21 protein-coding genes are annotated in these 26341 nt (G+C 61.4%); 13 read left to right on the forward strand and 8 right to left on the reverse strand.

The features are described from left to right. The first annotated feature begins 18 nt into the window (after positions 1-18). The 5 genes from fadA to ACMTA2_RS10545 all read left to right on the forward strand — a co-directional run bounded on the left by fadA (position 19) and on the right by ACMTA2_RS10545 (position 5341). On the forward strand, positions 19-1194 hold the full coding sequence (gene fadA / locus ACMTA2_RS10525; RefSeq protein ID WP_186636541.1) for an acetyl-CoA C-acyltransferase FadA: 1176 nt from the start codon (positions 19-21) through the stop codon (positions 1192-1194). A 110-nt stretch (positions 1195-1304) separates the two neighbouring features. After that, positions 1305-1541, forward strand: a complete 237-nt coding sequence (locus ACMTA2_RS10530) for a DUF1653 domain-containing protein (RefSeq protein ID WP_025212748.1) — start codon at positions 1305-1307, stop codon at positions 1539-1541. A 115-nt stretch (positions 1542-1656) separates the two neighbouring features. Continuing rightward, positions 1657-4269: a type I DNA topoisomerase gene (gene topA, locus ACMTA2_RS10535; protein WP_413794789.1), complete on the forward strand. Its 2613-nt coding sequence runs from the start codon at positions 1657-1659 to the stop codon at positions 4267-4269. A 207-nt stretch (positions 4270-4476) separates the two neighbouring features. After that, a complete protein-coding gene (locus ACMTA2_RS10540) occupies positions 4477-5001 on the forward strand; it encodes a DUF6586 family protein (protein WP_413794790.1) in 525 nt (174 codons plus the stop codon). 106 nt (positions 5002-5107) lie between these two features. After that, a complete protein-coding gene (locus ACMTA2_RS10545; protein ID WP_003183419.1) occupies positions 5108-5341 on the forward strand; it encodes a hypothetical protein in 234 nt (77 codons plus the stop codon). 71 nt (positions 5342-5412) lie between these two features. On the opposite strand, the gene sulA is transcribed toward ACMTA2_RS10545, so the two are convergent. Together sulA and lexA are read right to left on the reverse strand one after the other, a co-directional pair. After that, on the reverse strand, positions 5413-5886 hold the full coding sequence (sulA, locus tag ACMTA2_RS10550; protein ID WP_003199648.1) for an SOS-induced cell division inhibitor SulA: 474 nt from the start codon (positions 5884-5886) through the stop codon (positions 5413-5415). A 10-nt stretch (positions 5887-5896) separates the two neighbouring features. Further along, a complete protein-coding gene (gene lexA / locus ACMTA2_RS10555; protein ID WP_003199651.1) occupies positions 5897-6505 on the reverse strand; it encodes a transcriptional repressor LexA in 609 nt (202 codons plus the stop codon). Positions 6506-6746: 241 nt separating this feature from the next. Between lexA and ACMTA2_RS10560 the strand changes: the two genes are divergently transcribed. Both ACMTA2_RS10560 and nagZ read left to right on the forward strand, forming a co-directional pair. Then, positions 6747-7454: a TetR/AcrR family transcriptional regulator gene (locus ACMTA2_RS10560; protein ID WP_063322182.1), complete on the forward strand. Its 708-nt coding sequence runs from the start codon at positions 6747-6749 to the stop codon at positions 7452-7454. A gap of 184 nt (positions 7455-7638) precedes the next feature. Next, the gene (gene nagZ, locus ACMTA2_RS10565) at positions 7639-8637 is read left to right on the forward strand and encodes a beta-N-acetylhexosaminidase (RefSeq protein WP_413795629.1); all 999 of its coding nucleotides are present in this window, start codon (positions 7639-7641) and stop codon (positions 8635-8637) included. 231 nt (positions 8638-8868) lie between these two features. On the opposite strand, the gene ACMTA2_RS10570 is transcribed toward nagZ, so the two are convergent. From ACMTA2_RS10570 to mfd, 3 genes are read right to left on the reverse strand one after another with little or no spacing between them, the layout of a single operon-like run. Further along, positions 8869-11562 carry an SNF2-related protein gene (locus tag ACMTA2_RS10570; protein WP_413794791.1) on the reverse strand — a complete coding sequence of 898 codons (2694 nt, stop codon included), beginning with the start codon at positions 11560-11562 and terminating at the stop codon, positions 8869-8871. 11 nt (positions 11563-11573) lie between these two features. Next, on the reverse strand, positions 11574-12140 hold the full coding sequence (locus ACMTA2_RS10575) for a CsiV family protein (RefSeq protein WP_413794792.1): 567 nt from the start codon (positions 12138-12140) through the stop codon (positions 11574-11576). A gap of 10 nt (positions 12141-12150) precedes the next feature. Then, the gene (gene mfd, locus ACMTA2_RS10580; protein ID WP_413794793.1) at positions 12151-15600 is read right to left on the reverse strand and encodes a transcription-repair coupling factor; all 3450 of its coding nucleotides are present in this window, start codon (positions 15598-15600) and stop codon (positions 12151-12153) included. Between the two features lie 168 nt (positions 15601-15768). Here mfd and ACMTA2_RS10585 point away from each other — a divergent pair, with 168 nt between their 5' ends. Next, entirely contained in the window at positions 15769-17232 is a 1464-nt protein-coding gene (locus ACMTA2_RS10585; RefSeq protein ID WP_122567948.1) for a glyceraldehyde-3-phosphate dehydrogenase, read from the forward strand. Positions 17233-17402: 170 nt separating this feature from the next. Here ACMTA2_RS10585 and ACMTA2_RS10590 read toward each other — a convergent pair whose 3' ends face one another. Continuing rightward, the gene (locus tag ACMTA2_RS10590; RefSeq protein ID WP_413794794.1) at positions 17403-18701 is read right to left on the reverse strand and encodes an MFS transporter; all 1299 of its coding nucleotides are present in this window, start codon (positions 18699-18701) and stop codon (positions 17403-17405) included. A gap of 173 nt (positions 18702-18874) precedes the next feature. Between ACMTA2_RS10590 and ACMTA2_RS10595 the strand changes: the two genes are divergently transcribed. Further along, on the forward strand, positions 18875-19924 hold the full coding sequence (locus ACMTA2_RS10595; protein ID WP_413794795.1) for an FAD:protein FMN transferase: 1050 nt from the start codon (positions 18875-18877) through the stop codon (positions 19922-19924). 211 nt (positions 19925-20135) lie between these two features. Continuing rightward, positions 20136-21530, forward strand: a complete 1395-nt coding sequence (gene sthA / locus ACMTA2_RS10600; protein ID WP_003183399.1) for a Si-specific NAD(P)(+) transhydrogenase — start codon at positions 20136-20138, stop codon at positions 21528-21530. Positions 21531-21572: 42 nt separating this feature from the next. Here the strand turns inward: sthA and ACMTA2_RS10605 are convergent, their stop codons facing one another. Together ACMTA2_RS10605 and ACMTA2_RS10610 are read right to left on the reverse strand one after the other, a co-directional pair. Further along, positions 21573-22295, reverse strand: a complete 723-nt coding sequence (locus ACMTA2_RS10605) for a glycerophosphodiester phosphodiesterase (RefSeq protein ID WP_413794796.1) — start codon at positions 22293-22295, stop codon at positions 21573-21575. Further along, the gene (locus ACMTA2_RS10610) at positions 22292-22888 is read right to left on the reverse strand and encodes a PilZ domain-containing protein (RefSeq protein WP_413794797.1); all 597 of its coding nucleotides are present in this window, start codon (positions 22886-22888) and stop codon (positions 22292-22294) included. The genes ACMTA2_RS10605 and ACMTA2_RS10610 overlap by 4 nt, the downstream gene beginning before the upstream one ends. Positions 22889-22982: 94 nt before the next feature. Between ACMTA2_RS10610 and ACMTA2_RS10615 the strand changes: the two genes are divergently transcribed. The 3 genes from ACMTA2_RS10615 (at position 22983) to ACMTA2_RS10625 (ending at position 26232) form a co-directional block, all read left to right on the forward strand. Beyond that, positions 22983-24233 carry a lipoprotein-releasing ABC transporter permease subunit gene (locus ACMTA2_RS10615; RefSeq protein WP_413794798.1) on the forward strand — a complete coding sequence of 417 codons (1251 nt, stop codon included), beginning with the start codon at positions 22983-22985 and terminating at the stop codon, positions 24231-24233. A 7-nt stretch (positions 24234-24240) separates the two neighbouring features. Further along, entirely contained in the window at positions 24241-24924 is a 684-nt protein-coding gene (gene lolD, locus ACMTA2_RS10620) for a lipoprotein-releasing ABC transporter ATP-binding protein LolD (RefSeq protein ID WP_162843734.1), read from the forward strand. Positions 24925-24987: 63 nt separating this feature from the next. Further along, the gene (locus ACMTA2_RS10625; RefSeq protein WP_413794799.1) at positions 24988-26232 is read left to right on the forward strand and encodes a lipoprotein-releasing ABC transporter permease subunit; all 1245 of its coding nucleotides are present in this window, start codon (positions 24988-24990) and stop codon (positions 26230-26232) included. The last annotated feature ends 109 nt before the right edge of the window (positions 26233-26341 follow it).

Below are 26341 nucleotides of genomic sequence, written 5' to 3' on the forward strand. Positions count from 1 at the left end.
TAGAGCGAGAGAACATTTATGAGCTTGAATCCTAGAGACGTCGTGATTGTCGACTTCGGTCGTACGCCGATGGGCCGCTCCAAGGGCGGCATGCACCGCAACACCCGCGCCGAAGACATGTCGGCGCACCTGATCAGCAAGTTGCTGGAGCGCAACGTCAAGGTCGACCCTAACGAGGTCGAAGACGTGATCTGGGGCTGTGTGAACCAGACCCTGGAGCAGGGCTGGAACATCGCCCGCATGGCCTCGCTGATGACCCAGATTCCTCACACCGCGGCGGGCCAGACCGTCAGCCGCTTGTGCGGTTCGTCCATGAGTGCGCTGCACACCGCCGCCCAGGCGATCATGACCGGCAACGGTGATGTGTTCGTCGTCGGGGGTGTCGAGCACATGGGCCACGTGAGCATGATGCACGGCGTCGATCCGAACCCGCACATGTCGCTGTACGCGGCCAAGGCCTCGGGCATGATGGGCCTGACTGCGGAAATGCTTGGCAAAATGCACGGCATTACCCGCGAACAGCAGGACGCCTTTGGCGTGCGCTCCCACCAGCTCGCCCACAAGGCGACCGTGGAAGGCAAGTTCAAGGATGAGATCATCCCGATGCAGGGCTACGACGAGAACGGTTTCCTGAAACTGTTCGACTACGACGAAACCATTCGTCCGGAAACTACCCTGGAAAGCCTGGCGGCCCTCAAGCCGGCCTTCAATCCGAAGGGTGGCACCGTGACAGCCGGTACTTCGTCGCAGATCACCGACGGTGCCTCGTGCATGATTGTGATGTCGGCCCAGCGTGCCCAGGACCTGGGTATCCAGCCGATGGCGGTGATCCGTTCGATGGCCGTGGCGGGTGTGGACCCGGCGATCATGGGCTATGGTCCAGTTCCGGCCACGCAGAAAGCCTTGAAGCGTGCAGGCCTGAGTATCGCCGATATCGACTTCTTCGAGCTCAACGAAGCTTTCGCCGCACAGGCCTTGCCCGTGCTGAAAGATTTGAAAGTGCTCGACAAGATGAACGAGAAGGTTAACCTGCACGGCGGCGCGATCGCCCTGGGTCACCCGTTCGGTTGCTCCGGTGCGCGTATCTCCGGCACGCTGCTCAACGTCATGAAGCAGAATGGCGGCACTTTCGGTGTATCGACCATGTGCATTGGCCTCGGCCAGGGCATCGCCACTGTCTTCGAACGCGTTTAAGCGTTGCGTCGATGGAAGCCGGGGCCAAGTGCCCCGGTTTTTGTTTTTTCCGGGTTTAATAAGAAAAAATTTTGTTTTTATTTTGAAAAGATTTCAGTGAGGGCCAAAGCATGCCGATACAACCTGGGCTCTACCAGCATTACAAAGGTCCGCAGTACCGCGTATTCAGCATCGCGCGGCATTCCGAGACCGAGGAAGAAGTGGTCTTCTATCAAGCCCTGTATGGCGATTATGGCTTTTGGGTGCGCCCCTTGAGCATGTTCCAGGAGTCCGTCGAGGTTGACGGCGAACAGGTGCCACGCTTTGCTTTGGTGCAGGCCGAGGAGAGCATTTTTTCCAAGCCTTGAGGCCGGTATGCGGGCAACCCTGCGCTTGACCTCACCTTGCAGCCACTATATATAGCGGTGCCGCGTCAGGCGCCAACCGCCTTTCACTTTTTAGCATTCAGGAATTTTCTGATCCATGGGCAAATCGCTGGTCATTGTGGAATCCCCGGCTAAGGCCAAGACCATCAACAAGTATCTGGGCAACCAATACGTGGTGAAGTCGAGTATCGGCCATATCCGAGACCTGCCCACCAGCGGTTCGGCTAGCGCCAGCAAGGAGCCAGCTGCCAAGCGCGGCAAGGCTGCCGCCGGTGAAGCGCCGGCGCTGTCGCCGAAAGACAAGGCGCGCAAGCAGTTGGTCTCGCGCATGGGGGTCGATCCGGAACATGGCTGGAAAGCCAAGTACGAGATCCTCCCGGGCAAGGAAAAGGTCATCGAAGAGCTGCGCCGGCTCGCCAAGGATGCCGACACCATCTATCTCGCGACGGACTTGGACCGCGAAGGGGAAGCCATTGCCTGGCACCTGCGCGAAGCCATCGGTGGGGATGACAGCCGCTACAAACGCGTGGTGTTCAACGAAATTACCAAGAAGGCCATCCAGGAAGCCTTTTCCCAGCCGGGCGAGCTGGACATCGATCGGGTCAACGCCCAGCAGGCGCGTCGCTTCCTCGATCGCGTGGTGGGCTATATGGTCTCGCCCCTGCTGTGGGCCAAGATCGCCCGCGGCCTGTCGGCCGGTCGTGTGCAGTCGGTCGCCGTGAAGCTGGTGGTGGAGCGCGAGCGCGAGATCCGTGCGTTCATCCCTGAAGAGTACTGGGAAGTCCACGCCGACCTCGGCACTGCCAAGGGCGCCACCGTGCGCTTCGACGTGGCCCGGGAGAAGGGCGAGGCCTTCAAGCCGCTTAACGAAGCCCAGGCCATGGCTGCGCTGGAGAAGCTCAAGGCTTCCAGCTACAGCATCGTCAAGCGCGAAGACAAGCCGACCAGCAGCAAGCCGTCGGCGCCGTTCATTACCTCCACGCTGCAACAGGCCGCGAGCAATCGCCTGGGCTTTGGCGTGAAGAAAACCATGATGATGGCCCAGCGTCTGTATGAAGCCGGCTACATCACCTACATGCGTACCGACTCGACCAACCTTTCGGCTGATGCCGTGGCGATGGCACGCACTTATATAGAAAGCGAGTTCGGCAAGAAGTACCTGCCGGACACGCCGAACGTCTACAGCAGCAAGGAAGGCGCGCAGGAGGCTCACGAAGCGATTCGTCCGTCCGATGCCAACACCGAGCCAAGCAAGCTGTCGGGCATGGAGCGCGATGCCGAACGTCTCTATGAGCTGATCTGGCGCCAGTTCCTGGCTTGCCAGATGCTGCCGGCGCAATACCTGTCGACCACGGTCAGCGTCGGTGCCGGTGACTTCGAGCTGCGCGCCAAGGGCCGCATCCTGAAGTTCGACGGCTACACCCGCGTCATGCCGCAAATCACCAAGCCTGGGGATGACGATGTCCTGCCGGACATGGCCCAGGGCGACGTGATGAAGCTGATCAAGCTCGATCCGACCCAGCACTTCACCAAGCCACCGGCCCGTTACTCCGAAGCCAGCCTGGTCAAGGAAATGGAAAAGCGCGGCATCGGTCGTCCTTCGACCTACGCCGCCATCATTTCCACCATCCAGGACCGCGGCTACGTGGCGTTGCACAACCGTCGTTTCTATTCGGAAAAGATGGGTGACATCGTCACCGAACGTTTGTCCGAGAGCTTCTCGAACCTGATGGACTACGGCTTCACCGCCGGTATGGAAGAGAACCTCGACGATGTGGCCCAGGGCGAGCGCGACTGGAAAAACGTTCTCGACGAGTTCTACGGCGACTTCAAGAAAAAGCTCGAAGTGGCCGAAAGCCCTGACAGCGGCATGCGTGCCAACCAGCCGGTCATGACTGACATCCCGTGCCTGACCTGTGGGCGCCCGATGCAAATCCGTACCGCCTCGACCGGCGTATTCCTCGGTTGCTCGGGCTACAGCCTGCCACCCAAGGAGCGCTGCAAGGCCACCGTCAACCTGGTGCCGGGCGACGAAATCGCCGCGGACGACGAGGGCGAATCGGAATCCCTGGTGCTGCGCGGCAAGCATCGCTGCCCGATCTGCAGCACGGCAATGGACGCCTACCTGCTGGACGAGAAGCGCAAGCTGCACATCTGCGGGAACAACCCGGACTGTGCCGGCTACGAGATCGAAGAGGGCACTTATCGCATCAAGGGCTATGAAGGCCCGAGCCTGGAGTGTGACAAGTGTGGCAGTGAGATGCAGCTCAAGACCGGCCGTTTCGGCAAGTTCTTCGGTTGCACCAATCCAACCTGCAAGAACACCCGCAAACTGCTCAAAAGCGGTGACGCGGCGCCGCCGAAGATGGACCCGGTGAAGATGCCTGAGCTCAAGTGCGAGAAGGTCAACGACACCTACATCCTGCGCGACGGTGCCTCCGGCTTGTTCCTGGCGGCCAGCCAGTTCCCGAAAAACCGTGAGACCCGTGCGCCATTGGTGATGGAGATCGTGCCGCACAAGGACGAGATCGATCCGAAGTACCATTTCCTCTGTGAAGCACCGCAGAAGGATCCGGAAGGGCGCCCAGCGGTCATTCGCTACAGCCGCAAGACCAAGGAGCAATACGTGCAGACCGAAGTCGACGGCAAGCCAACTGGCTGGAAAGCCTACTACGACGGCGGTAAGTGGACGGTTGAAGATAAGCGCTGATCCCCGCGGCTAAGCGGGGTTCCCGGTGGCGTGGGGAGCTGCTCCTGAACGGCGCAGCTTCCCGACGGGACCGGCCTGAACAAAAGGCCGTATGACAACCCATAGGTTTTCATACGGCCTTTTTGTTTTTGGCTTGCAGTGGCCTCGGTTGATCCACGACACTGTCGCACTTGCGTGAAGCTTTCATTTCGTTGGGGAGATGCCGCCATGGCCCACGAACTCTACACTCGCACCAATCAGAAAATCTATTTCGCCGGTCTGTCGCTCGAAGCGCTCACCCGGGCCGAGGACGGACGTGCGATGAATTCCCCGGCGCTGCTCCAGGCTGGGCGCGAATCTGCGCTGTTTCACCTGTACGGTGCGTTGTTGGGGTTGTGCCATGAAATCGCCGGTTTCTATCGCCTGCCACAAGCGAATGCGCCTCGGGCCGAGCTGTTGTTGACCCGCGAAGCGTTGGAAACCATTGCAATTCCGGAGTTGGCCGAGATGGTCGAGCTGGCGCATAACCCGGAAACCTGGCTGGCGAAGCTATTGGCGGCCCATGCGGCGCTGTTCGAGCCGCCGCGGGCCCCACGCAAGCCCAAGGGGGACGTGACCCAGCCGTTGATCATGGCGGTTAATCTGGACGAACAAGAGCCCGAGCAGGAGTTGAGCCGGGAAGAGCTGGAGAGCTGGCGTCAGAACCTCAAGAGCCTGGCGATACGCTTTCGTGAAGGTTTGAACGAGTGCTGAGTTTCCCCTCGGGCCGTTACGTTCGTTGATAACGCTTGGTCAAGATCCCGAGCGGAGCCTGGCCGATGACTATATAATCCTCGCCTTTCGTGGAGAACAGACTTTTATGCCTACGTCCTTTCTAGAAATTGTCGAACTTCCTGATGGCCGCATCGAGCTGCGCAGGGCTGAGGACGAGGGTTCTCTGGTTACCCTGAACTTCTCCGAAGATGCCAAAGTATTCCTTCAAGGCCAACACGTCGAAGTCGCCAAGGCGATGCTGAGCGTGGGTGTTCAGATGGCAGGTCGCCTGGTTGAAGGCGAATTCAACAAGGAAGAGGGGCCGCGGGTTCTTCATTGATCCCGTCTGTCGGCTTTTCTGAATAATGTGACTGGCCGGCTTCTCTGCCTTGGAGAAGCCCCGCGTTTGTCTTAGCCCAATCGAATATTCAGGCTTTGTGCGTCCCCGGTACGGGCGGCGCTGATCAACTGTTGCCGTGCAGTCGCGGTTAGCGGGTTGAGCCAACTGACCACGGTGTGGCTGCGGCCCAGGCGCAAGGCTTCGCAGGTCAACTGTTGAGCGCTTTGGGTGCCCCGCGGCTGCAACAACAGGATGCGTTCGCGGTTCAGGCCGGCATCCCGCAGCCAGGCCTGGGTGACGCTGGCCGGTGGTGCGATCAGCGTCAGCCAGCGAGCATCCTGGTCCTGGCTGAGTTCTCGCAGAATCGGCGCCAGCAGGTTCAGGCAGTTTCCGGCCGCACCACGTAACGACAGTTCGCTGAAAGCCTCGGGCTCGACGCCCCAGGGCGACTCGATGACCTCTTTCAGGACTGGAACCAGCGGTTGGGCCATGAATGCCTCGAACAGCGGAAGTTGTGTGTGTTGTGGTGTGTGAGGGAACTGCATAAAGCCTCCTTTAGCGGCGAATGACGCCGACACTCAAGCCTTCGATGACCAGGTCCTGATCTTTCAGGTTCACTTCGATGGGCGCGAACTCCGGGTTCTCAGCAATGAGCCAGACCTTGCTGCCGTCGCGCTTGAAGCGTTTGACGGTCACCTCGTCGCCGATTCGCGCCACCACGATCTGGCCATTGCGGGCTTCGCGGGTGGTGTGGACGGCCAAAAGGTCGCCGTCGAAGATACCGATGTCCTTCATGCTCATGCCGTGTACGCGAAGCAGGTAATCGGCCCGGGGATGAAAGAAGGAAGGGTTGATGTTGCAGGATTCCTCGACGTGCTGCTGGGCAAGGATCGGTGCGCCTGCCGCAACCCGGCCGATGATTGGCAGGGTGGTTTCGTCGGCCTTGGCTTCGAAACCGGGGATGCGAATGCCACGGGATGCGCCCGGGGTCATTTCGATCGCGCCCTTGCGGGCCAGCGCCTTGAGGTGTTCTTCAGCCGCGTTGGGTGACTTGAACCCCAGTTCCTGGGCGATTTCCGCACGGGTCGGCGGGTAGCCGTTGTCTTCGAGGCAGCGCTTGATGAAGGCCAGAATCTCTGCTTGGCGTGGCGTCAGCTTTAGCATATTGATCGCTCTGTCTTTTTATACAGTGACTGGGATTATATACAGTGGGCGGCGCTTGGCAATCCTCCTTTTTTCAAGAGGCGCTGGACGGTCGGTCGGGTTGTTGGAGAGGGCAGGGCTACCGCCTGTGAAAAGGTGTGGTTAAATACATGACCGGGCGTTCGCAAAACGCCCCGGCAGGCTTGACAACCTTTGGGCTGAAACGTATGTTTCAAACAAGTGTTTGTCAGGCGGAGTAACCATGGCCCAGTCGGAAACCGTTGAACGCATTCTCGATGCTGCCGAGCAATTGTTCGCGGAAAAAGGTTTCGCCGAAACCTCATTGCGTCTGATCACCAGCAAGGCCGGGGTCAACCTGGCAGCGGTGAACTATCACTTCGGTTCGAAAAAGGCCTTGATCCAGGCCGTTTTCTCGCGGTTCCTCGGGCCGTTCTGCCTGAGTCTCGATCGCGAGCTGGAGCGTCGGCAGGCCAAACCTGACGTCAAGCCGACCCTGGAAGAGCTGCTGGAAATCCTGGTCGAGCAAGCCCTTGTCGTGCAACCGCGCAGCGGTAACGACCTGTCCATTTTCATGCGCCTGCTGGGCCTTGCCTTCAGTCAGAGCCAGGGGCACTTGCGGCGTTATCTTGAAGACATGTACGGCAAGGTTTTCCGGCGCTACATGTTGCTGGTCAACGAGGCGGCGCCGCGTATCCCGCCGATCGAGCTGTTCTGGCGGGTGCACTTCATGCTTGGCGCCGCCGCGTTCAGCATGTCCGGTATCAAGGCGCTGCGGGCTATCGCGGAAACCGATTTCGGCGTGAACACCTCCATCGAGCAGGTGATGCGGTTGATGGTGCCGTTCCTGGCGGCTGGCATGCGCGCCGAAACCGGCGTGACCGATGAAGCCATGGCGGCCGCGCAATTGCGCCCGCGCAGCAAATCCGCCCCGGCGCTCGCCAAGGCGTAAGAGCATGGGTGTGCGCAGCCGGCCTACATCCGCTAAGCTAGCCGCCCATGCCGACTCTCGTTTCGAATCCGTCTTATCCTCCATTGCGTCACCGCGACCTGCCGGGCCTGGCTCCTGGCAACGCTGTCGTGGGTGTGTCGCCGCGCGGGTTCATCTTTTTCAAGGAAATCCTATGACTGCTGGCCTGCAAGGCTCGTTGATGGTGGACGTCGCCGGTACCTGGCTGACGGCCGAAGATCGCCACCTGTTGCGTCAGCCCGAAGTGGGTGGCCTGATCATTTTTGCCCGCAACATCGAACACCCACGTCAGGTGCGGGAATTGAGCGCGTCGATCCGTGCCATCCGTCCCGACCTGCTGTTGGCGGTGGATCAGGAAGGTGGCCGTGTCCAGCGGTTGCGCCAGGGTTTTGTGCGGTTGCCGGCGATGCGGGCAATAGCCGACAACCCGAACGCCGAATACCTGGCCGAACAATGCGGCTGGATCATGGCCACTGAAGTGCTGGCGGTCGGTCTCGACTTGAGCTTTGCTCCGGTGCTTGACCTCGATTACCAGCGCAGCGCCGTCGTCGGCAGTCGTTCCTTCGAAGGCGACCCCGAGCGCGCTGCGTTATTGGCCGGTGCCTTCATCCGCGGCATGAGCGCCGCCGGGATGGCCGCCACTGGCAAGCATTTCCCGGGGCATGGCTGGGCCGAGGCCGATTCCCACGTGGCGATTCCGAACGATGAGCGTAGCCTGGAGCAGATTCGCGCCAACGACCTGGTACCGTTTGCCAGGCTGAGCAAGCAGTTGGCCGCCGTTATGCCGGCCCATGTCATCTACCCGCAGGTTGACGCCAACCCAGCCGGGTTCTCCCGCCGCTGGCTGCAGGACATCCTGCGCGGCGAGTTGCAATTCGAGGGCGTGATCTTCAGTGATGACCTGTCGATGGCCGGTGCACATGTGGTCGGTGATGCCGCCAGTCGTATCGAGGCTGCTTTGACAGCGGGTTGTGACATGGGCCTGGTGTGCAACGATCGCGCGGCCGCCGAGCTTGCCTTGAGCGCAGCCCAGCGCCTGAAGGTCACGCCTTCGGCGCGGATCGCCCGCATGCGCGGCCAGGCCTACGCCTCCACTGAATACCGCCAGGACCCTCGCTGGCTGGCGGCGCTCGGGGCGCTGAGGGCTGCCCAGTTGGTTGATTAGCGTCTTTTGAAAGTCGCTATCTCGAAGCAAGGTGGGAGCAACATCTACGCGCTCTGAACATCGCGAGCAAGCCCGCTCCCACAGTCAATCTGCGGTGAACACAAGACTCATGAACACCCAAGATCACCTGTGGGAGCGAGTTTGCTCGCGATGACGGCCGCACAGTCAACACCTGCGCCAACTGACCCACCGCTATCGCGAGCAAGCTCGGCTCCCACAAGGATTGGCGGGTCAGCGCTTTTCCAGTTTGTCCGGCAGCGGCGCAAACAATGCTTCGATATCCTCGCTCTGCAACTTCCAGTCGCCGGCCACGCGTCCATCCAGGACGCCGGCGGCGAGGTCGGATTTTTCCTTTTGCAGTAGCTGGATCTTTTCTTCCACCGTGCCTCGGGCAATCAGCTTGTAGACGAATACCGGTTTTTCCTGGCCGATACGATAGGCGCGGTCGGTCGCCTGGTTTTCGGTAGCCGGGTTCCACCACGGGTCGTAGTGAATCACTGTGTCGGCCTCGGTCAGGTTCAGGCCTACACCTCCGGCCTTCAGGCTGATCAGGAAAATCTGACGCTTGCCACTCTGGAATTCCTTGACGGGGGTGCGTCGGTCCCGGGTCTGGCCGGTCAGGATGGCGTAGTCGACACCGCGTTTCTTAAGCTCATCCTCAATCAGCGCCAACATGGATGTGAACTGCGAAAACAGCAGTACCCGGCGGCCTTCTTCAAACAGCTCCTCGAGCATTTCCATCAGGCTGTCGAGCTTGCCCGAGGTGCTGCCTCGGACGGGCAGGGTGGCATCGTTGATCAGGCGCAGGTCGCAACACACCTGGCGTAGCTTGAGGAGCGCTTCAAGAATGATGATCTGGCTACGGGCCACGCCTTTGCGTGTGATCTCGTCGCGGACCTTCTTGTCCATCGCCAGGCGCATGGTTTCGTAGACGTCCCGCTGGGCGTCGCTGAGTTCGACCCAATGGATGATCTCGGTCTTGGGCGGCAACTCCGTCGCCACTTGCTCCTTGGTCCTGCGCAGCAGGAAAGGTTTTATCCGGCCGTTGAGGTGTTGCAATCGTACATCGCTGCCGCGCTTTTCGATCGGTACACGGTAATCGCGGTTGAAGCTCTTGACGTCCCCAAGCCAGCCCGGCAACAGGAAGTGAAACAGCGACCACAATTCCCCCAGGTGATTTTCCAGCGGGGTGCCGGACAGGCACAGCCGCTGGCGGGCGTTGAGCTCGCGGGCGGCCTGGGCAGCTTTGCTGGTGGGGTTCTTGATGTACTGGGCTTCATCGAGGATCAGTACGTGCAACGGCTGCGCGGCCAGGCGCTCGACATCCTTGGGCAGCAGGGCGTAGGTGGTGAGGATCAGGTCGTATTCGTCCAGCCGTTCGAAATGCTTTTTGCGCCCCGCGCCATACAAGGCCAACACCCTGAGCTGAGGCGTGAAGTGGGACGCTTCGTCGAGCCAGTTGGGAATCAGGCTGGTGGGCATGACCACCATGCACGGCCGATCCAGGCGCCCAGCGTTTTTTTCGCTGAGAATATGCGCCAGGGTTTGTAGGGTCTTGCCCAGGCCCATGTCGTCCGCAAGGATGCCGCCGACTTCCAGCTGTCGCAGCGATTGCATCCAGCTCAAGCCTTCGAGTTGATAAGGCCGCAGTGTCGCGTTCAGGCCCTTTGGCGCGGTGGCGGTGTAGTCCTTGATATCCCGCAGGCGTTGGGCCAGGCCGCGAATGTGTTCGCCGCCTTCCCAGGTCAACGGCATGTCCTGCAGCGGGTTGAGACGCAAGGCGTCCGCGCTGTTGAGGCGCAGCTTGGTGGTGCCGGGCTCTTGCAGGTAGAACTCGCCCAAGGTCGCTAGCACCGGCTTCAGCCGACCGTAGGGCAGGGCCACTTGTTGCGGGCCGAACTCGGAGTTCGGGCGGTTGGGCAAGTTGACCAGGATCAGCTCGTCATCGCGGCGCCGGGCCAGGCGTTCCGGGTTGAACAGTTCAATGTGCGAACGCATCAGGTTCAACAGGATCGGCAGCAGGCTCAGCCGCTCGCCATTGACGATGATCCCCAGTTCCAGGTCGAACCAGTCCCGCTCCGGCGTTTCCTCGACCGTGGCGTACCATTCGTCCACCGCCGTCAGGTCGAAGCCGAAGTCCTCGTCGATCTGCAATTCCCAGCCTTGGCTGCGCAATTTCGGCAGGTCATTGAGGGTGAAGGTCAGCCAAGCGCTGTCGTTGACCATTTCGTACAGTTCGCCAGCGCTTTCCGGCAGGGCCTTGCTTTGTCGGGTCGCCACCTTGAAGCCGAGGATTCGCAGCTGTTCACGGTAGGACTGTTCCACATCGGTGTGGCGTTTTATCCGTAGCGTCTGGGTTTCCTGGCGAATCAACACATCGGTGTTGCGCTGGCCGCTGACGTACTCGTCCAGATAGCTGAAGGACAGGGCTGCGCGGTGCTGGATGTAGCGTTGCATCTTGCCGTTGCGCGGCTCGAAGGCGCTGAACTCGATACTGGCCAGCCACAGGCGCGGCAACGGTTGCACGTTGTCCACCAACACCTGGGGCGGCGCCTTGGGGCTGCGGTTGTCCAGCACTGACTGGAGTTTCTCCAGCAATTGCGCGTCTTTTTCGGCGGCCGGGTAGGCCAGGGTTTCCTGGACTTGCAGCAACACTGCCGCGCAGTGCTTGCAGTTGATGCGCACCGGGCAGGAGCAAGCGGCTTCGAGCAGAATCAGTGTGCCCTTGGCTGACTCCTTAAGGCGAATGGTCTGACGGTAGACGTTACCGCCAGAGCCTTCGCAACTGGCGGTGATGGTGCTGTCGCCGGCCTCGACGATCCTGACGCGGTTTTCCAGCGCATAACGGCGCCCGCGCTCCAGGCTCTGTTCCTTGAATCGATTGACCCAGGAAGGTGCCAGGGGTTTGCTCAGGGGCGAGGGCATAGGCGCGCCATTCAGTCCGGAATGACGTCAGGGGCCTGCCGTGGCGCGGGCGCGGTCAGCGAGGTGATCTTGATCAACAGGCCGAGGTGGCCATTGTCGAGAAAATTCAACTGGCCATTCTTGGTGTGGCTCTGCTGTTTAAGGCGCTCGCTGGCGGTGACCAGGCCATTGGCGTCGATCTGGTTGATCCAGAAATCGGCATCCACGTCGGTGAAACGGCCCAGCTTCAGTTCCAGGGTGCCCTCGATGGGGAATTGCCCGAACTGTTCGGCGCCGTCGCTGATGGCGACTTTGCGGCCCTGTTCACCCAGGGTCTGCTGCCAGGCCTTGTGCATCAACACCGTGTATTGGCCGCTGGCGTTGAGTTTCTCGACGATGTTGCCCAGGGCCGGCGTACGCTGGCTGTCCGCGCCCAGGCGTTGTACGCCGGCGTCCCAGTCTTCCGGTGCGGCACGGCTGATAATGGCCGGCTCGGCGTTCTGGCGTACCAGAATCATTTCAACCTGATACAGGTCGTCGGCAAACGCCAGGGGAGCGACCAGGGTCAACAACAAGGTCAGTGAGCGAAACAGGCGCATGGGGCGTCCTTCAAGCAGTGGTCGGAGTGAGGCGCTCGAACAGCGCCTCTACGGTATTGAAACGCTCTTCCGCGCGTTCCATGGGCACCATGAATTTGAACATCGTGGCACCTTCGAACTTGTAGCGTTTGGGCTGGCCCTGGATCAACTTGATCAGCACCAGTGGGTCGACCGGCGTCTGCGCCTCGAACTCGATCCGGCCGCCGTTGGGGCCGCCGTCGACTTTCTTGATGCCCAATTGCTCGGCCTTGAGCTTGAGCAGTGTCGTGCGCACCAGGTTCTTGGTCGGTTCCGGCAGCAGGCCGAAGCGGTCGATCATCTCCACTTGCAGGTCCTTGAGGCCTTCCTCGTCGCTGGCCGAGGCGATGCGTTTGTAGAGAATCAGCCGTGCGTGGACGTCCGGCAGGTAGTCTTCCGGAATCAGTGCCGGTACCCGCAGGTTGATTTCGGGCCCGCCGCCCAAGGGTTGGTCGAGGTTCGGCTGTTCGCCCTTGCGGATCGACTTGACCGCGCGTTCGAGCATTTCCATGTACAAGGTGAAGCCGACGGCCTGGATCTGGCCGCTCTGGCCGTCGCCGAGCAACTCGCCGGCGCCACGGATTTCCAGGTCGTTGGTGGCCAGGACGAAACCGGCACCCAGGTCCTGGGTGTTGGCGATGGCTTCCAGGCGCTTTTCCGCGTCCGGGGTGATCTGCTGGCGCGGTGGCGTCAACAGGTAGGCATAGGCCTGGTGGTGGCTACGACCGACCCGGCCGCGCAACTGGTGCAGTTGGGCCAGGCCGAATTTGTCGGCGCGCTCGATGATGATGGTGTTGGCGCTCGGCACGTCGATGCCGGTCTCGATGATGGTCGAGGCGATCAGCACGTTGAAGCGCTTGTGGTAGAAGTCGCTCATCACTTGTTCGAGTTCGCGTTCTCGCATCTGTCCGTGACCGATGCCGATGCGCGCTTCCGGCACCAGTTCGGCAAGGTCGGCGGCGCATTTCTCGATGGTCTTCACGTCGTTGTGCAGGTAATAGACCTGGCCGCCACGCAGCAGCTCGCGCAGCAGGGCTTCTTTCACCGTGCTTTTGTTCTGCTCCATGACGAAGGTGCGCACCGACAGGCGCCGGGCCGGCGGCGTGGCGATGATCGACAGGTCGCGCATGCCCGACACCGCCATGTTCAGCGTGCGCGGGATCGGCGTGGCGGTCAGGGTGAGGATGTCGACTTCGCTGCGCAGGGCCTTGAGCTGTTCTTTCTGGCGCACGCCAAAACGGTGCTCTTCGTCGATGATCACCAGCCCCAGGCTCTTGAACTTCACATCGTCCTGCAGCAGTTTGTGCGTGCCGATGACGATGTCGATCTTGCCCTCGGCCAGGTCAGCCACGGCGGCGTTCACTTCCTTGGTGGATTTGAAACGGCTCATCACTTCCACGGTCACCGGCCAGTCGGCGAAGCGGTCGCGGAAACTGTTGTAGTGCTGCTGGGCGAGCAGGGTGGTCGGGACCAGGATCGCCACCTGCTTGCCACCGTGCACGGCAATGAACGCGGCGCGCATCGCCACCTCGGTCTTGCCGAAACCCACGTCGCCACACACCAGTCGGTCCATGGGCTTGGGCGCGAGCATGTCGGCGCGCACGGCTTCGATGGTGGTCTGCTGGTCGACGGTTTCTTCGAACGGGAAGCCGGCACTGAAGGTTTCGTAGTCGGCTTTCGGGTCGGCGAAGGCGTAGCCCTCGCGGGCCGCGCGACGGGCGTAGATGTCCAGCAGTTCGGCGGCCACGTCGCGCACCTGTTCGGCCGCCTTGCGCTTGGCTTTCTGCCAGGTTTCCGAACCCAGGCGATGCAGCGGGGCCAGGGCGTCGTCGCTGCCGGTGTAGCGGGCGATCAGGTGCAGGTTCGCCACTGGTACATAGAGCTTGGCGCCCTCGGCGTATTCCAGGGTCAGGAACTCGGCGGCCTGGTTGTCGATTTCCAGTGTCGCCAGGCCCAGGTAACGGCCCACACCGTGGTCGATGTGCACCACGGGCGCGCCCTCACGCAACTCGGTGAGGTTCTTGATGACGGCATCGTTGGCGGCGTCGGCGCGTTTCTCGCGACGGCGGCGCTGCATGACGCGCTGGCCGAACAAAGGACTTTCGGCCACCAGCGCCAGGGCCGGGTCATCCAGGACCAGGCCGTCGTTCAGTGGTGCGATGGTGATCGCCAGGCGATCCTTGCTGGCGACGAAGTCCGGCCAGCTGTCCACCGTTTTCGGTCGCAGCTTCAGGCGTTCGAGCAATTCCAACAGGACTTCGCGACGACCCGCGGATTCGGCGGTGAACAAGACGCGACCGGGGAATGCGTCGAGAAAACCCGCCAGCGCTGACAATGGCTGCGTGGCCTTGGCTTCGATGGCCAGGTCCGGCAACGCCTTGGCCGGGAAACGCTCACGGCCGACGCCGGTTTCCACATCCTGCTGGCTCGCCACCACGCGCGGCCAGCTCTTGAGGCGGGCAAAGCAGTCTTCCACCGGCAGGAACAGCTCGGCCGGCGGCAACAAGGGTCGGGAAGGATCGACGCGACGCTCTTCGTAACGGTTGCGCACGTCGTTCCAGAAGTTTTCCGCTGCTTGCTCGATGCCCGGCAGGGAAAACACCTGGGTGTCCTGGGGCAGGTAATCGAACAGGGTGGAGGTTTCTTCGAAAAACAGCGGCAGGTAGTACTCGATGCCGGCGGGCGTGATCCCACTGCTCAGGTCCTGGAAGATCGGGCAGCGTCGGAAATCCACATCGAAGCGCTCGCGAAAGCGCGCCTTGAAGCGGGTCACGGCGTCTTTCTGCAGCGGGAATTCCTTGGCCGGCAACAGGCGGATCGACTGCACTTTGTCGATGGAACGCTGGTTTTCGGGATCGAAGGTGCGCAGGGTCTCGATTTCGTCATCGAACAGGTCGATGCGATACGGCAGTTTGCTGCCCATCGGGAACAGGTCGATCAAGGCACCGCGCACCGCGAACTCGCCGTGCTCGTACACCGTGTCGACGCAACGATAGCCACTGGCCTCGAGGCGGGTGCGCATTTGTTCGACATCGAGCTTCTGGCCGATGTCCAGCACCAGGCTGCTGCCGAGCAGGAATTGGGTCGGTGCCAGCCGATGTAGGGCCGTGGTGATCGGCACTACCAAAACGCCATGACTGAGCTCCGGCAACCGATAAAGGCTGGCGATTCGCTGGGAAATGATGTCCTGGTGGGGTGAAAACAGATCGTAGGGCAGGGTTTCCCAGTCCGGGAAATGCAGGACCGGCAAATCCGGCGCGAAGAAACTCAGCTCCTGTTCCAGCCGTTCGGCGCTTTGGCTGTCGGCGGTCAGCAGCAGGGTGAAACGCTTTGCAGCGCTGGCAGCCTCGGCGATAGCCAGGCTCAGGGCGGCACCGGGCAGGTTGCCCCAGTGCTGTTTACCTGCAGCGGCAGGGAGAAGCGGAAGACGCAGAACGGGCACGGAAGATTGAGCTCCAGCATTGCGACAAAGTCGACAATTGTAGCGGGGGAAGGGGGCTGCTGTCAGTCGCAGACTACCCGGGCAGGCAGGAAAACCACGGCGCGACGGGCGCGCATTGCTCCGCCGAGGACTCGGCGGCATAATGTAGCCCCTTTTTTCAGCCCCTACATGTGGAAGGTTACCGTGACTCAGAAGCCCGACCAGTGTCTTGGTGAATGGATTGATCGTGAAGCGCTCGCCGAAGCGATGATCCCTCTCATCGGTCAGCTCTACCGCAATAACAACGTGGTGAGCTCGATCTATGGCCGCAGCCTGATCAACCAGTCTGTCATCGCGATCCTCAAAGCCCACCGCTTTGCTCGCCACCGTTCCTCCGACGACAGCGAACTCTCCGTCCACGAAACATTCCCTCTGCTCAAAGCCATGAGCGAGCTCAAGCTCGGCGCGGCTTCGGTGGACCTGGGCAAGCTGGCGTTCAAGTTCCGCAACGAAGGCAATGGCCGCAGCGCCGAGCAGTTCGTGCGTGAAGAGATGGCCGATGTGGTTGGCCAGCAAAACGTTTCGGCTCGTAAAGGCACTGACGTGGTCCTGTACGGCTTCGGTCGTATCGGCCGTCTGCTGGCGCGCATCCTGATCGAAAAAACCGGGGGCGGCGACGGCCTGCGCCTGCGGGCCATCGTGGTGCGCAAGGGTGCCGAGAACGACCTGACCAAGCGTGCCAGCCTGCTGCGCCGTGACTCGGTCCATGGTTCGTTCAACGGCACCATCACCATTGACGAAGAAAACAACACCATCACGGCCAACGGCAACCTGATCCAGGTGATCTACGCGAAGAACCCGACCGAGGTGGACTACACCCAGTACGGTATCAAGGATGCGCTGCTGGTGGACAACACCGGTGTATGGCGTGACGCCGACGGCCTGGGCCAGCACCTGGCCTGCCCGGGTGTCGACCGCGTTGTCCTGACCGCGCCTGGCAAGGGCAAGCTGAAGAACATCGTTCACGGTATCAACCACGGCGAAATCACCGCTGACGACAAGATCGTCTCCGCCGCCTCTTGCACCACCAACGCCATCGTGCCGGTGCTCAAGGCAGTGAACGACAAGTTCGGCATCGTCAACGGTCACGTCGAAACGGTTCACTCGTACACCAACGACCAGAACCTGATCGACAACTTCCACAAGGGCGATCGCCGTGGCCGCAGTGCCGCGCTGAACATGGTCATCACCGAGACCGGTGCCGCCACCGCCGCCGCCAAGGCCCTGCCTGAGCTGGCCGGCAAGCTGACCGGCAATGCGATCCGCGTGCCGACACCGAACGTGTCGATGGCCATTCTCAACCTGAACCTTGAGAAAGCCGCCACCCGTGAAGAGATGAACGAGTACCTGCGCTACATGGCGCTGCACTCCGAGCTGCACAAGCAGATCGACTTCGTCAATTCCCAGGAAGTGGTGTCCACCGACTTCGTCGGCTCGCGCCACGCCGGTGTCGTGGATGCTGAAGCCACTATCAGCCAAGACAACCGCGTTGTTCTGTACGTCTGGTACGACAACGAATTCGGTTACAGCTGCCAGGTGGTTCGCGTGATGGAAGACATGGCCGGTGTGAACCCGCCAGCGTTCCCGCGCTAAGCCTTAGCCGCTTGTGAAAACGCCCCGACTTGTCGGGGCGTTTTTTTTGTCCGGGGTTTGTGGTGTCTGGGCTGGCCTCATCGCGAGCAAGCTCGCTCCCACATTGGACCCTATGCATTGGCAACAACTCGGTCACCTGTGGGAGCGAGCTTGCTCGCGATAGCGATCTATCAGGCACCACCCGCTACAGAGGCCTGCGCAGTCCGCAGTTCATGCCGATTGCCCTTGAACAACACCAGGGTCGCAATCAACCCCAGCACCGCCGCCCCACTGAGCCATATCCCCGGTGCAGCCTTGTTATCCAATACATGGATCAGATAAGTACAAGCCGCCGGCGTAAACCCGCCGAACGTTGCTGTCGCCAGGCTGTAGGCCAGGGAAAAACCAGTGGTGCGCACCTCGATCGGCATGATTTCCGTCAAGGCGACGACCATTGCGCCGTTGTAGGATCCATACAGGAACGACAGCCACAGTTCGACGATCAGCAGATGGCTGAAGCTTGGGTTCGCCACCAGCCACGACAGCGCCGGATACGCCGTCAGGATCGCCAGGACAGTCGCGCCGAGCAGCAGGGGTTTGCGTCCGATCCTGTCGGAGAACGCTCCCATTACCGGCAGCCAGAAGAAATTCGACAAGCCGATGCACACCGTGACCAGCAGCGCGTCCAGGTCCGACAGGTTCAATTCGGCCTTGCCGAATGTCGGTGTGTAGGCGGTGATCAGGTAGAACGACACGGTGGTCATCACTACCAGCGCCATGCCGGCCAAGACAACCCCGAAGTTCTGACCGATGGAACGGACAATTTCCGACAGATTGGGACGATGTTTTCTTGCTTGGAACTCAGGTGTTTCTTCCAGCGAACGGCGGATCATGAAGATCGCCGGGACAATCATGCAACCCACCAGGAACGGTACGCGCCAGCCCCAGTCTCCCATTTCCTGAGGGCTGAGCCAGTGATTGAGGCCAACCCCCAGCAGGCCGGCAAACACCACGGCCGCCTGTTGGCTGGCGGATTGCCAACTGACAAAGAATCCTTTGCGCCCCGGTGTGGAGATTTCCGCCAGGTAAACCGAAACGCCACCGAGTTCCACGCCCGCGGAGAAACCTTGCAGCAGGCGGCCCAGCAGCACCAGCAACGGGGCTGTTACGCCGAGGACGGCGTAGCCCGGCACGCAGGCGATCAGTATGGTGCCCATCGCCATCAGCACCAGTGTGATGATCAAGCCTTTGCGGCGGCCGTGGCGGTCGATGTAGGCACCGAGGAAAATCGCCCCCAGGGGGCGCATCAGGAACCCGGCACCGAATGTGGCCAGGGACAGCATCAGCGAGGCGAATGCACTGTCGGCGGGGAAGAACGTCTTGGCGATGGCCGTGGCATAGAAGCCGTAGACCATGAAGTCGAACATCTCCAGGAAGTTGCCGCTGACAACGCGAAAAATCGCCTTGCCATTGCTCGTGTTGGACGACATGGGTAGGTACTCACTCTGGCAAATCTTGTATGGAGGTTGTATCTCCTGTGGGAGCGGGCTTGCTCGCGAAGAGGCCGGAACATTCAACACAGATGCTGCCTGCCCGACCGCTTTCGCGAGCAAGCCCGCTCCCACAGGATTTGCAGCTGGACTGACTAGCGCTGAAGCCCATAATGGCCGTCGCGGTTTTGAGGGAGGATGAAGATTTGTTAACTGGACGATGGGTGGGGCTTGTGGTGCTGGCCGGCGCGTTGTCCGGTTGCGGTAGCGGCGACACCCTGGAGCGCTTCGACGGCCCGACCATGGGCAGTCATTATTCCATCCAGTACGTCAGGCATTCCGCCGGGGCCGGTCCGAAAGCGGTGCAGGCCGAGGTGGAAAACATCCTGGCCGAAGTGGATCGGCAATTCTCGACCTATCGCAGCGACTCGGACATCGAGCGTTTCAATGCATTGCCGGCCAATCATTGCCAAGTCATGCCGGGACCGGTCCTCGAGTTGATCCGGGTGGGCGAGCAGTTATCCGCCCAAAGCGACGGTTCGTTCGACCTGACGGTGGAGCCGCTGTTGAACCTGTGGGGCTTTGGCCCTCAATCCCGAGAAGAGCAAGTGCCGAGCGCAGAAGCCTTGGCCCAGGTGCGCCAGCACGTCGGGCATGGGCATTTGCGCATCGACGGCGATCGGTTGTGCAAGGACGCGGCGGTGAAAGTCGATTTCAACAGCATCGCCGCGGGCTATGCGGTCGACCGGATCGCCGCCAGGCTCCAGGCCATGGGCATCGACAGTTACCTGGCCGAAGCTACGGGTGAACTCAAGGCTGCCGGGCGCAAACCCGACGGTTCGGCCTGGCGCATTGCCTTGGAAGCGCCGCGGGACGACCGGCAAATAGCCGAGCGTGTCATCGAGGTCAATGGCTACGGGGTTTCGACCTCCGGTGATTACCGACGGTATTTCGAGCAGGAGGGGACGCGTTATTCCCACACCTTCGATGCGCGCGTCGGTGCGCCAGTCCTACATAACCTGGCGTCAGTCACGGTGATTCATCCTTCGGCGTTGATGGCCGATGGACTATCGACGCTGTTGCTGATTCTCGGCCCTGAACGGGGTTGGGACTATGCCGAAAAACATGGCATCGGGGTATTTTTCGTGATGCGCGATGGCAATCGTTTTGTCACCCGTACCAACGACACGTTTGAACGGATCAGCAGCGGAAAAACCCAATGATGACAGCGCAATGAAAGCGTACCTGTGGCGAAATAGCGCAGGCAAAACTAGCCTACGACGCGACCAAGGGGTAATGTGCGCGGCGTTGACGCTTCTATAGACTGTGGCCGGGCTCGTGAACCGGCCCCAAATTGTTCCTTCATGCCGCAGGCCGGCATGATTTAGCCGTCGGTGCCAAGTGTGGTGTCGCGGCCTGTTCTGAGGAGTACGCATGGCTGTCTACAACTACGACGTGGTGGTACTGGGTTCCGGCCCGGCGGGGGAGGGCGCGGCAATGAACGCGGCCAAGGCAGGGCGCAAGGTGGCGATGGTCGACAGCCGTCGGCAGGTCGGCGGCAACTGCACCCACTTGGGCACCATCCCGTCCAAGGCCTTGCGTCACTCGGTCCGGCAGATCATGCAGTTCAACACCAACCCGATGTTCCGGGCCATCGGCGAGCCGCGCTGGTTCTCCTTCCCGGACGTACTCAAGAGCGCCGAGAAGGTCATCTCCAAGCAAGTGGCCTCGCGCACCGGCTACTACGCCCGCAACCGTGTCGACGTGTTCTTCGGCACCGGCAGCTTTGCCGACGAGCAGACCGTTGAAGTGGTTTGTGGCAATGGCGTGGTCGAGAAGCTGGTGGCCAAGCACATCATCATCGCCACCGGCTCGCGCCCGTATCGCCCGGCCGACATCGATTTCAACCACGCGCGCATCTACGACAGCGACACCATCCTGAGCCTGGGTCACACCCCGCGTAAGCTCATTGTCTACGGCGCTGGGGTGATCGGTTGCGAATACGCCTCGATCTTCAGCGGCCTGGGCGTGCTGGTGGAGCTGGTGGATAACCGTGGCCAGTTGCTGAGCTTCCTGGATTCGGAAATCTCCCAGGCCTTGAGCTATCACTTCAGCAACAACAACATCACCGTGCGCCACAACGAAGACTACGACCGCGTCGAAGGTGTCGACAATGGCGTGATCCTGCACCTCAAGTCTGGCAAGAAGATCAAGGCCGACGCCTTGCTCTGGTGCAACGGCCGTACCGGCAACACCGACACCCTGGGCCTGGAAAACATCGGCGTGAAGGTCAACAGCCGCGGCCAGATCGAAGTGGACGAGAACTACCGTACCTGCGTGCCGAACATCTACGGTGCCGGCGACGTGATCGGCTGGCCGAGCCTGGCCAGTGCCGCCCACGACCAGGGTCGTTCGGCCGCCGGCAGCATTGTCGACAACGGCAGCTGGCGCTTCGTCAACGACGTGCCGACCGGAATCTACACCATTCCGGAGATCAGCTCGATCGGCAAGAACGAGCAGGAGCTGACCCAGGCCAAGGTGCCGTACGAAGTGGGCAAGGCGTTCTTCAAGAGCATGGCGCGTGCGCAGATCGCCGGCGAGCCGCAAGGCATGCTGAAGATCCTGTTCCACCGCGAGACCCTGGAAGTGCTGGGCGTGCACTGCTTCGGCTACCAGGCGTCGGAGATCGTGCACATCGGCCAGGCGATCATGAACCAGCCGGGCGAACTGAACACGTTGAAGTACTTCGTCAATACCACGTTCAACTACCCGACCATGGCCGAAGCCTATCGGGTAGCCGCCTATGACGGGCTCAACCGGCTTTTTTGAGCGGCTCCGGCCGGTGGCCTGAGCCGGCCGGGGAGACCGATTTCAGCAATTCTCAAGGGTGGCAGTGGCCAAACCGGGAAAGTCTGTAATCAGGCTGTCAGCGCCAAAGTCGGCGAGCCTGCGCATCAGCGCTGGCTCGTTGACGGTCCACACCGACACATGCAGCCCCTGGCGCTGCGCCTTGACCAGGCGTTCCGGCGTGCACAGGGTCCAGTTCAGCGCCAGAATCTCGCAGCCATAACTCTGGGCGACCTTCAACGGGTCGAGCCAGGCGTATTCGGCCACCAGCCCGCGGGAGATGTCCGGGGTCAGGTCCAGGGCCGCCTTGAGCACTTCCCGGGAGCTGGAGGTGATGGTGACCTTGTCCAGCAGCCCGAAGCGCTGGGCCATCTCGCGGATCCCCAGCACCGTGGCCGCCGCGCGGGTGCGCGAGGCGCTCTTGACCTCCAGTTGCCAGTGCTCGAAATCACATTTTTCGAATAGCTCTTCCAGGCGTGGAATCGGGCACGGCTTGATCCATCCCGGACCGCCCTTGCGCGCATCGTAGGTCACCAGCTCGGCGGCGGAATGTTCCACCACCTTGCCGCGCCGGTCCGTGGTGCGCTTGAGGGTCGGGTCGTGGATCACCATCAACTCGCCGTCCATCGAAAGATGCAGGTCCAGCTCGCAACGGCGTACACCGTGCTTGAGACACTCCTGAAAACCGGTCAGGGTATTTTCCGGCGCTTCGCCCTTGGCGCCGCGGTGGCCATATATGAGGGTCACGGTTCTTCCTTATTGATACCTGATTCGTTCAGTTCTCGGGCCAGGCGGCGTTCTTGCGCCTGTTTCTGCAGGATGTAGCGCGCCAGCAACTGGCGTTGGGCGTCGGTCGGACGCTCGAACTCGGTGCCCACGTCGTAGCCGTCGCCCTTGGGGTCGCAGTGGGTGACCCGCGCCCTCAGCAACAGGCCGAGGGCCTGGGGCATCAGCACCAGCTTGATCGACAGGTGGGTGCCGACGGTGATCGGCGTGGGGGACTGGAAGTCGACGCCGCCTTCGGAAATGATCACCGGCTGCGGTTCGCCGATTTCGCCGAGCACCGTCAGGGCAATGACCTGGCTGAGCAGGTCGATGCGTTTGTTCATTGCCTTGAGGTACGCCGCGATGCTGCGTTCGCGCTCGCTGATCTGGCGCAGCAGGTGCTGGGATTCGAATTCGCTCAGGTGCAGTTCGCTGAGCAGATTGAACAATGGAGAAGCATCCTGCAACACTTCCTGGCCAGCAGCTTCAGGAATGGACAGGGGCCGAATTTCCAGTGCGATCATGTCCTCGATACGGTAGTATTCGCGGCGATCTTCTTCATCTAATGTCGACATGGCGAACCCATGGTAGCGGCGGTGGTCTGAGTGTAAAGCTGGTTTGTGACCCCCGCCACAAGGACGTTCCTTTTCCCTCCGAACAAGCCCCGACATGTTCAGACCTCTCTTCGTATTCATCGGCACGCGTTATACCCGTGCAAAGCGTCGCAATCATTTCGTATCGTTCATTTCCCTGACGTCCATCATCGGACTGGCCCTAGGCGTGGTCGTGATGATCGTCGTGCTCTCGGTGATGAACGGCTTCGACCATGAAATGCGTACCCGCGTGCTGGGCATGGTGCCCCACGCGACCCTCGAGACCGGCGAAGCCATCAGCGATTGGCCGAGCCTGGCCGCCAAGGTCAAGCAGAACCCGCAGGTGCTGGCCGTGGCGCCGTTCACCCAGATGCAGGGGTTGCTGACCCATGAGGGCAAGGTGTCCAAGGTATTGCTCAACGGCATCGACCCCGGGCTCGAGCGGCAGGTATCGATCATCGATAACTTCATGCAGCAGGGCAAACTCGACGACCTGTCGCCAGGCAGCTTCGGCATCGTCATCGGCGACAAGGCCGCGGCCAAGCTCGGCGTGGCCATCGGCGACAAGCTGACGTTCGTCGCCCCGGAGGTCACCGTGACCCCGGGTGGCATGTTCCCGCGCATGAAGCGCTTCACCGTGGTCGGCATTTTCCACGTCGGGGCCGGCGAGCTGGACGGTTACCTGGGTGTCACCAACCTCCAGGACCTGGCCCGCCTGCATCGCTGGAAACCGGATCAGGTCCAGGGCCTGCGGTTGAAGTTCGACGATCTGTTCCAGGCCCCCCGTGTGGCCTGGACCCTCGCCCAGCAACTTGGCGAAGACCGTTACTACGCCCGGGACTGGACCCGCACCCATGGCAACCTGTACCAGGCGATCCGCATGGAAAAAGCCATGATCGGCCTGTTGCTGTTGCTGATCGTCGCCGTGGCGGCGTTCAACATCATCTCCACGCTGGTGATGGTGGTGAACGACAAGAAGGGCGACATCGCCATCCTGCGCACCCTCGGCGCCACGCCGGGGCAGATCATGCGGATCTTCATGGTCCAAGGCACCGTCATCGGCGTGATCGGCACGTTCGTCGGCGCCCTGGTCGGGATGTTCGCCGCACTGAATGTCAGCGCCGCGATCGCCGCCCTCGAAGGCCTGATCGGGCACAAGTTTCTCAACGCCGACGTGTACTTCATCGACTACCTGCCGTCGCAGTTGCAGTCCGATGACGTGTTGATGGTCTGCGGCGCCGCGTTGGTCCTGAGTTTCCTCGCCACCCTGTATCCTGCCTGGCGTGCCGCGCGCACCCAGCCTGCGGAGGCGTTACGTTATGAGTGAGTCGGGCATGAGTGAAAAAGCAATCTTGAGCTGCCGCAACCTGGGCAAATCCTACGAGGAAGGCCCGGAGTCGGTGGTGGTGTTGTCGGGCCTGCAACTGGAGCTGCACCCGGGCGAGCGCGTGGCGATTGTCGGCACCTCCGGGTCGGGCAAAAGTACCTTGCTCAACCTGCTGGGCGGGCTGGATACGCCGACCGCCGGCAGTGTCTGGCTGGCCGGCGAAGAGCTGTCTGCGCTGAACGAGAAGGCCCGTGGGCTGCTGCGCAACCGTTCCCTGGGCTTTGTCTACCAGTTCCACCATTTGCTGCCCGAGTTCACCGCCCTGGAAAACGTCTGCATGCCGCTGCTGATCGGCCGCACGGCGATTCCTGAAGCCCGTCAGCGCGCCACGGCGTTGTTGGAGCGGGTAGGGCTGGGGCATCGCCTGGAACACAAGCCGGCCGAGCTATCCGGTGGCGAGCGCCAGCGCGTGGCGATCGCCCGGGCCCTGGTCAACAAGCCTGGCCTGGTGATGCTCGATGAGCCGACCGGCAACCTGGACTCCCACACCGCCCAAGGCATCCAGGACTTGATGTTGGAGCTCAGCACGTCGATGCGCACGGCGTTCCTGGTGGTGACCCACGACATGAACCTGGCCCGGCAGATGGACCGCGTCCTGCACTTGCAGGAAGGTTGCCTGACGCCCATCTGACCGACCGCAACCCGGCACTCGATGCACGTGCCGGGTCTTTTATTTTCATACGGTGCCCCGCGAATGTTCAGACCGTTATCGATTTTTATCGGCACGCGCTATACCCGCGCCAAGCGCCGCAATCGCTTTGTTTCGTTCATCTCCATGACCTCGATGATCGGCCTCGCCCTGGGGGTGCTGGCGATGATCGTGGTGTTGTCGGTGATGAACGGCTTCCAGCGCGAAATGAGCTCGCGCATCCTCGGCATGGTGCCCCATGCCACGATCGTCGGCGTCAATCCGATCGACGACTGGCAGCCGGTGGCCGCCGCGGCGCTGAAAAACCCCGAAGTGACCGCTGCCGTGCCGTTCACCGAGATGGAAGGCATGTTGAGCCATAAAGGTTCGATGCAGCCGATCCAGATCAGCGGCGTCGATCCGGCCCAGGAAGGCAAGGTGTCCATCGTTGCACAGCATATCGTCCAGGGGCGTCTCGATGCCCTGAAGCCGGGCGAGTTCGGTGTGGTCATTGGCGAGATCACGGCCCGGCGGTTTCGCTTGAATGTCGGTGACAAACTGACGTTGATCGTGCCGGAAGTCAGCACCGCGCCGGGTGGCATCACCCCGCGGATGCAGCGCTTGAATGTCGTGGGGGTGTTCAAGGTGGGCGCCGAGCTGGACGGCTCCATGGCGCTGATCCACCTGGCTGACGCCGCGCAGATGCAGCATTGGCAGCCGAACCAGGTACAAAGCGTGCGCCTGGCGGTGAAAGACTTGTACGCGGCGCCGAAAGTCTCCGGCGACATCGCCGCCGGCCTTGGGGCGGATTACAAGGCTGACGACTGGACCCACACCCAGGGCAGCCTGTTCAGCGCCATGAAAATGGAAAAAACCATGATTGGCTTGCTGTTGCTGATGATCGTCGCGGTGGCGGCGTTCAACATCATCGCCACGTTGATCATGGTGGTGAACGACAAGGGCGCGGACATCGCGATCCTGCGCACCATCGGCGCCACGCCGCGGCAGATCATGGCGATCTTCATGGTCCAGGGCACGGTGATCGGCATCGTCGGCACGCTCATAGGTGGCGTGCTGGGGGTGATCGCGGCGTTGAACGTCAGCGCGATGGTGGGCTGGCTGGAACGGGTCAGCGGCCAGCACATCTTCAGTTCCGATGTGTACTTCGTCAGTAACCTGCCGTCGGAGCTGCAGCGGGGTGATGTGGTGCTGATCTGCTCGGCCGGGTTCATCCTGAGCTTCCTCGCCACGGTGTACCCAGCGTGGCGCGCGGCGAAGATCGAACCGGCGCAGGCGTTGCGGTATTCCTGATAACTCCGGGATGGTCGCGAGACCCTTGTGGCGAGGGGATTTATCCCCGCTGGGCTGCGAAGCAGCCCTAAACCCTGATAGCTCGGTATATCAGATAGGTTGAATTGAC

Source organism: Pseudomonas medicaginis, assembly GCF_965119365.1.
Classification (GTDB): Bacteria; Pseudomonadota; Gammaproteobacteria; order Pseudomonadales; family Pseudomonadaceae; genus Aquipseudomonas.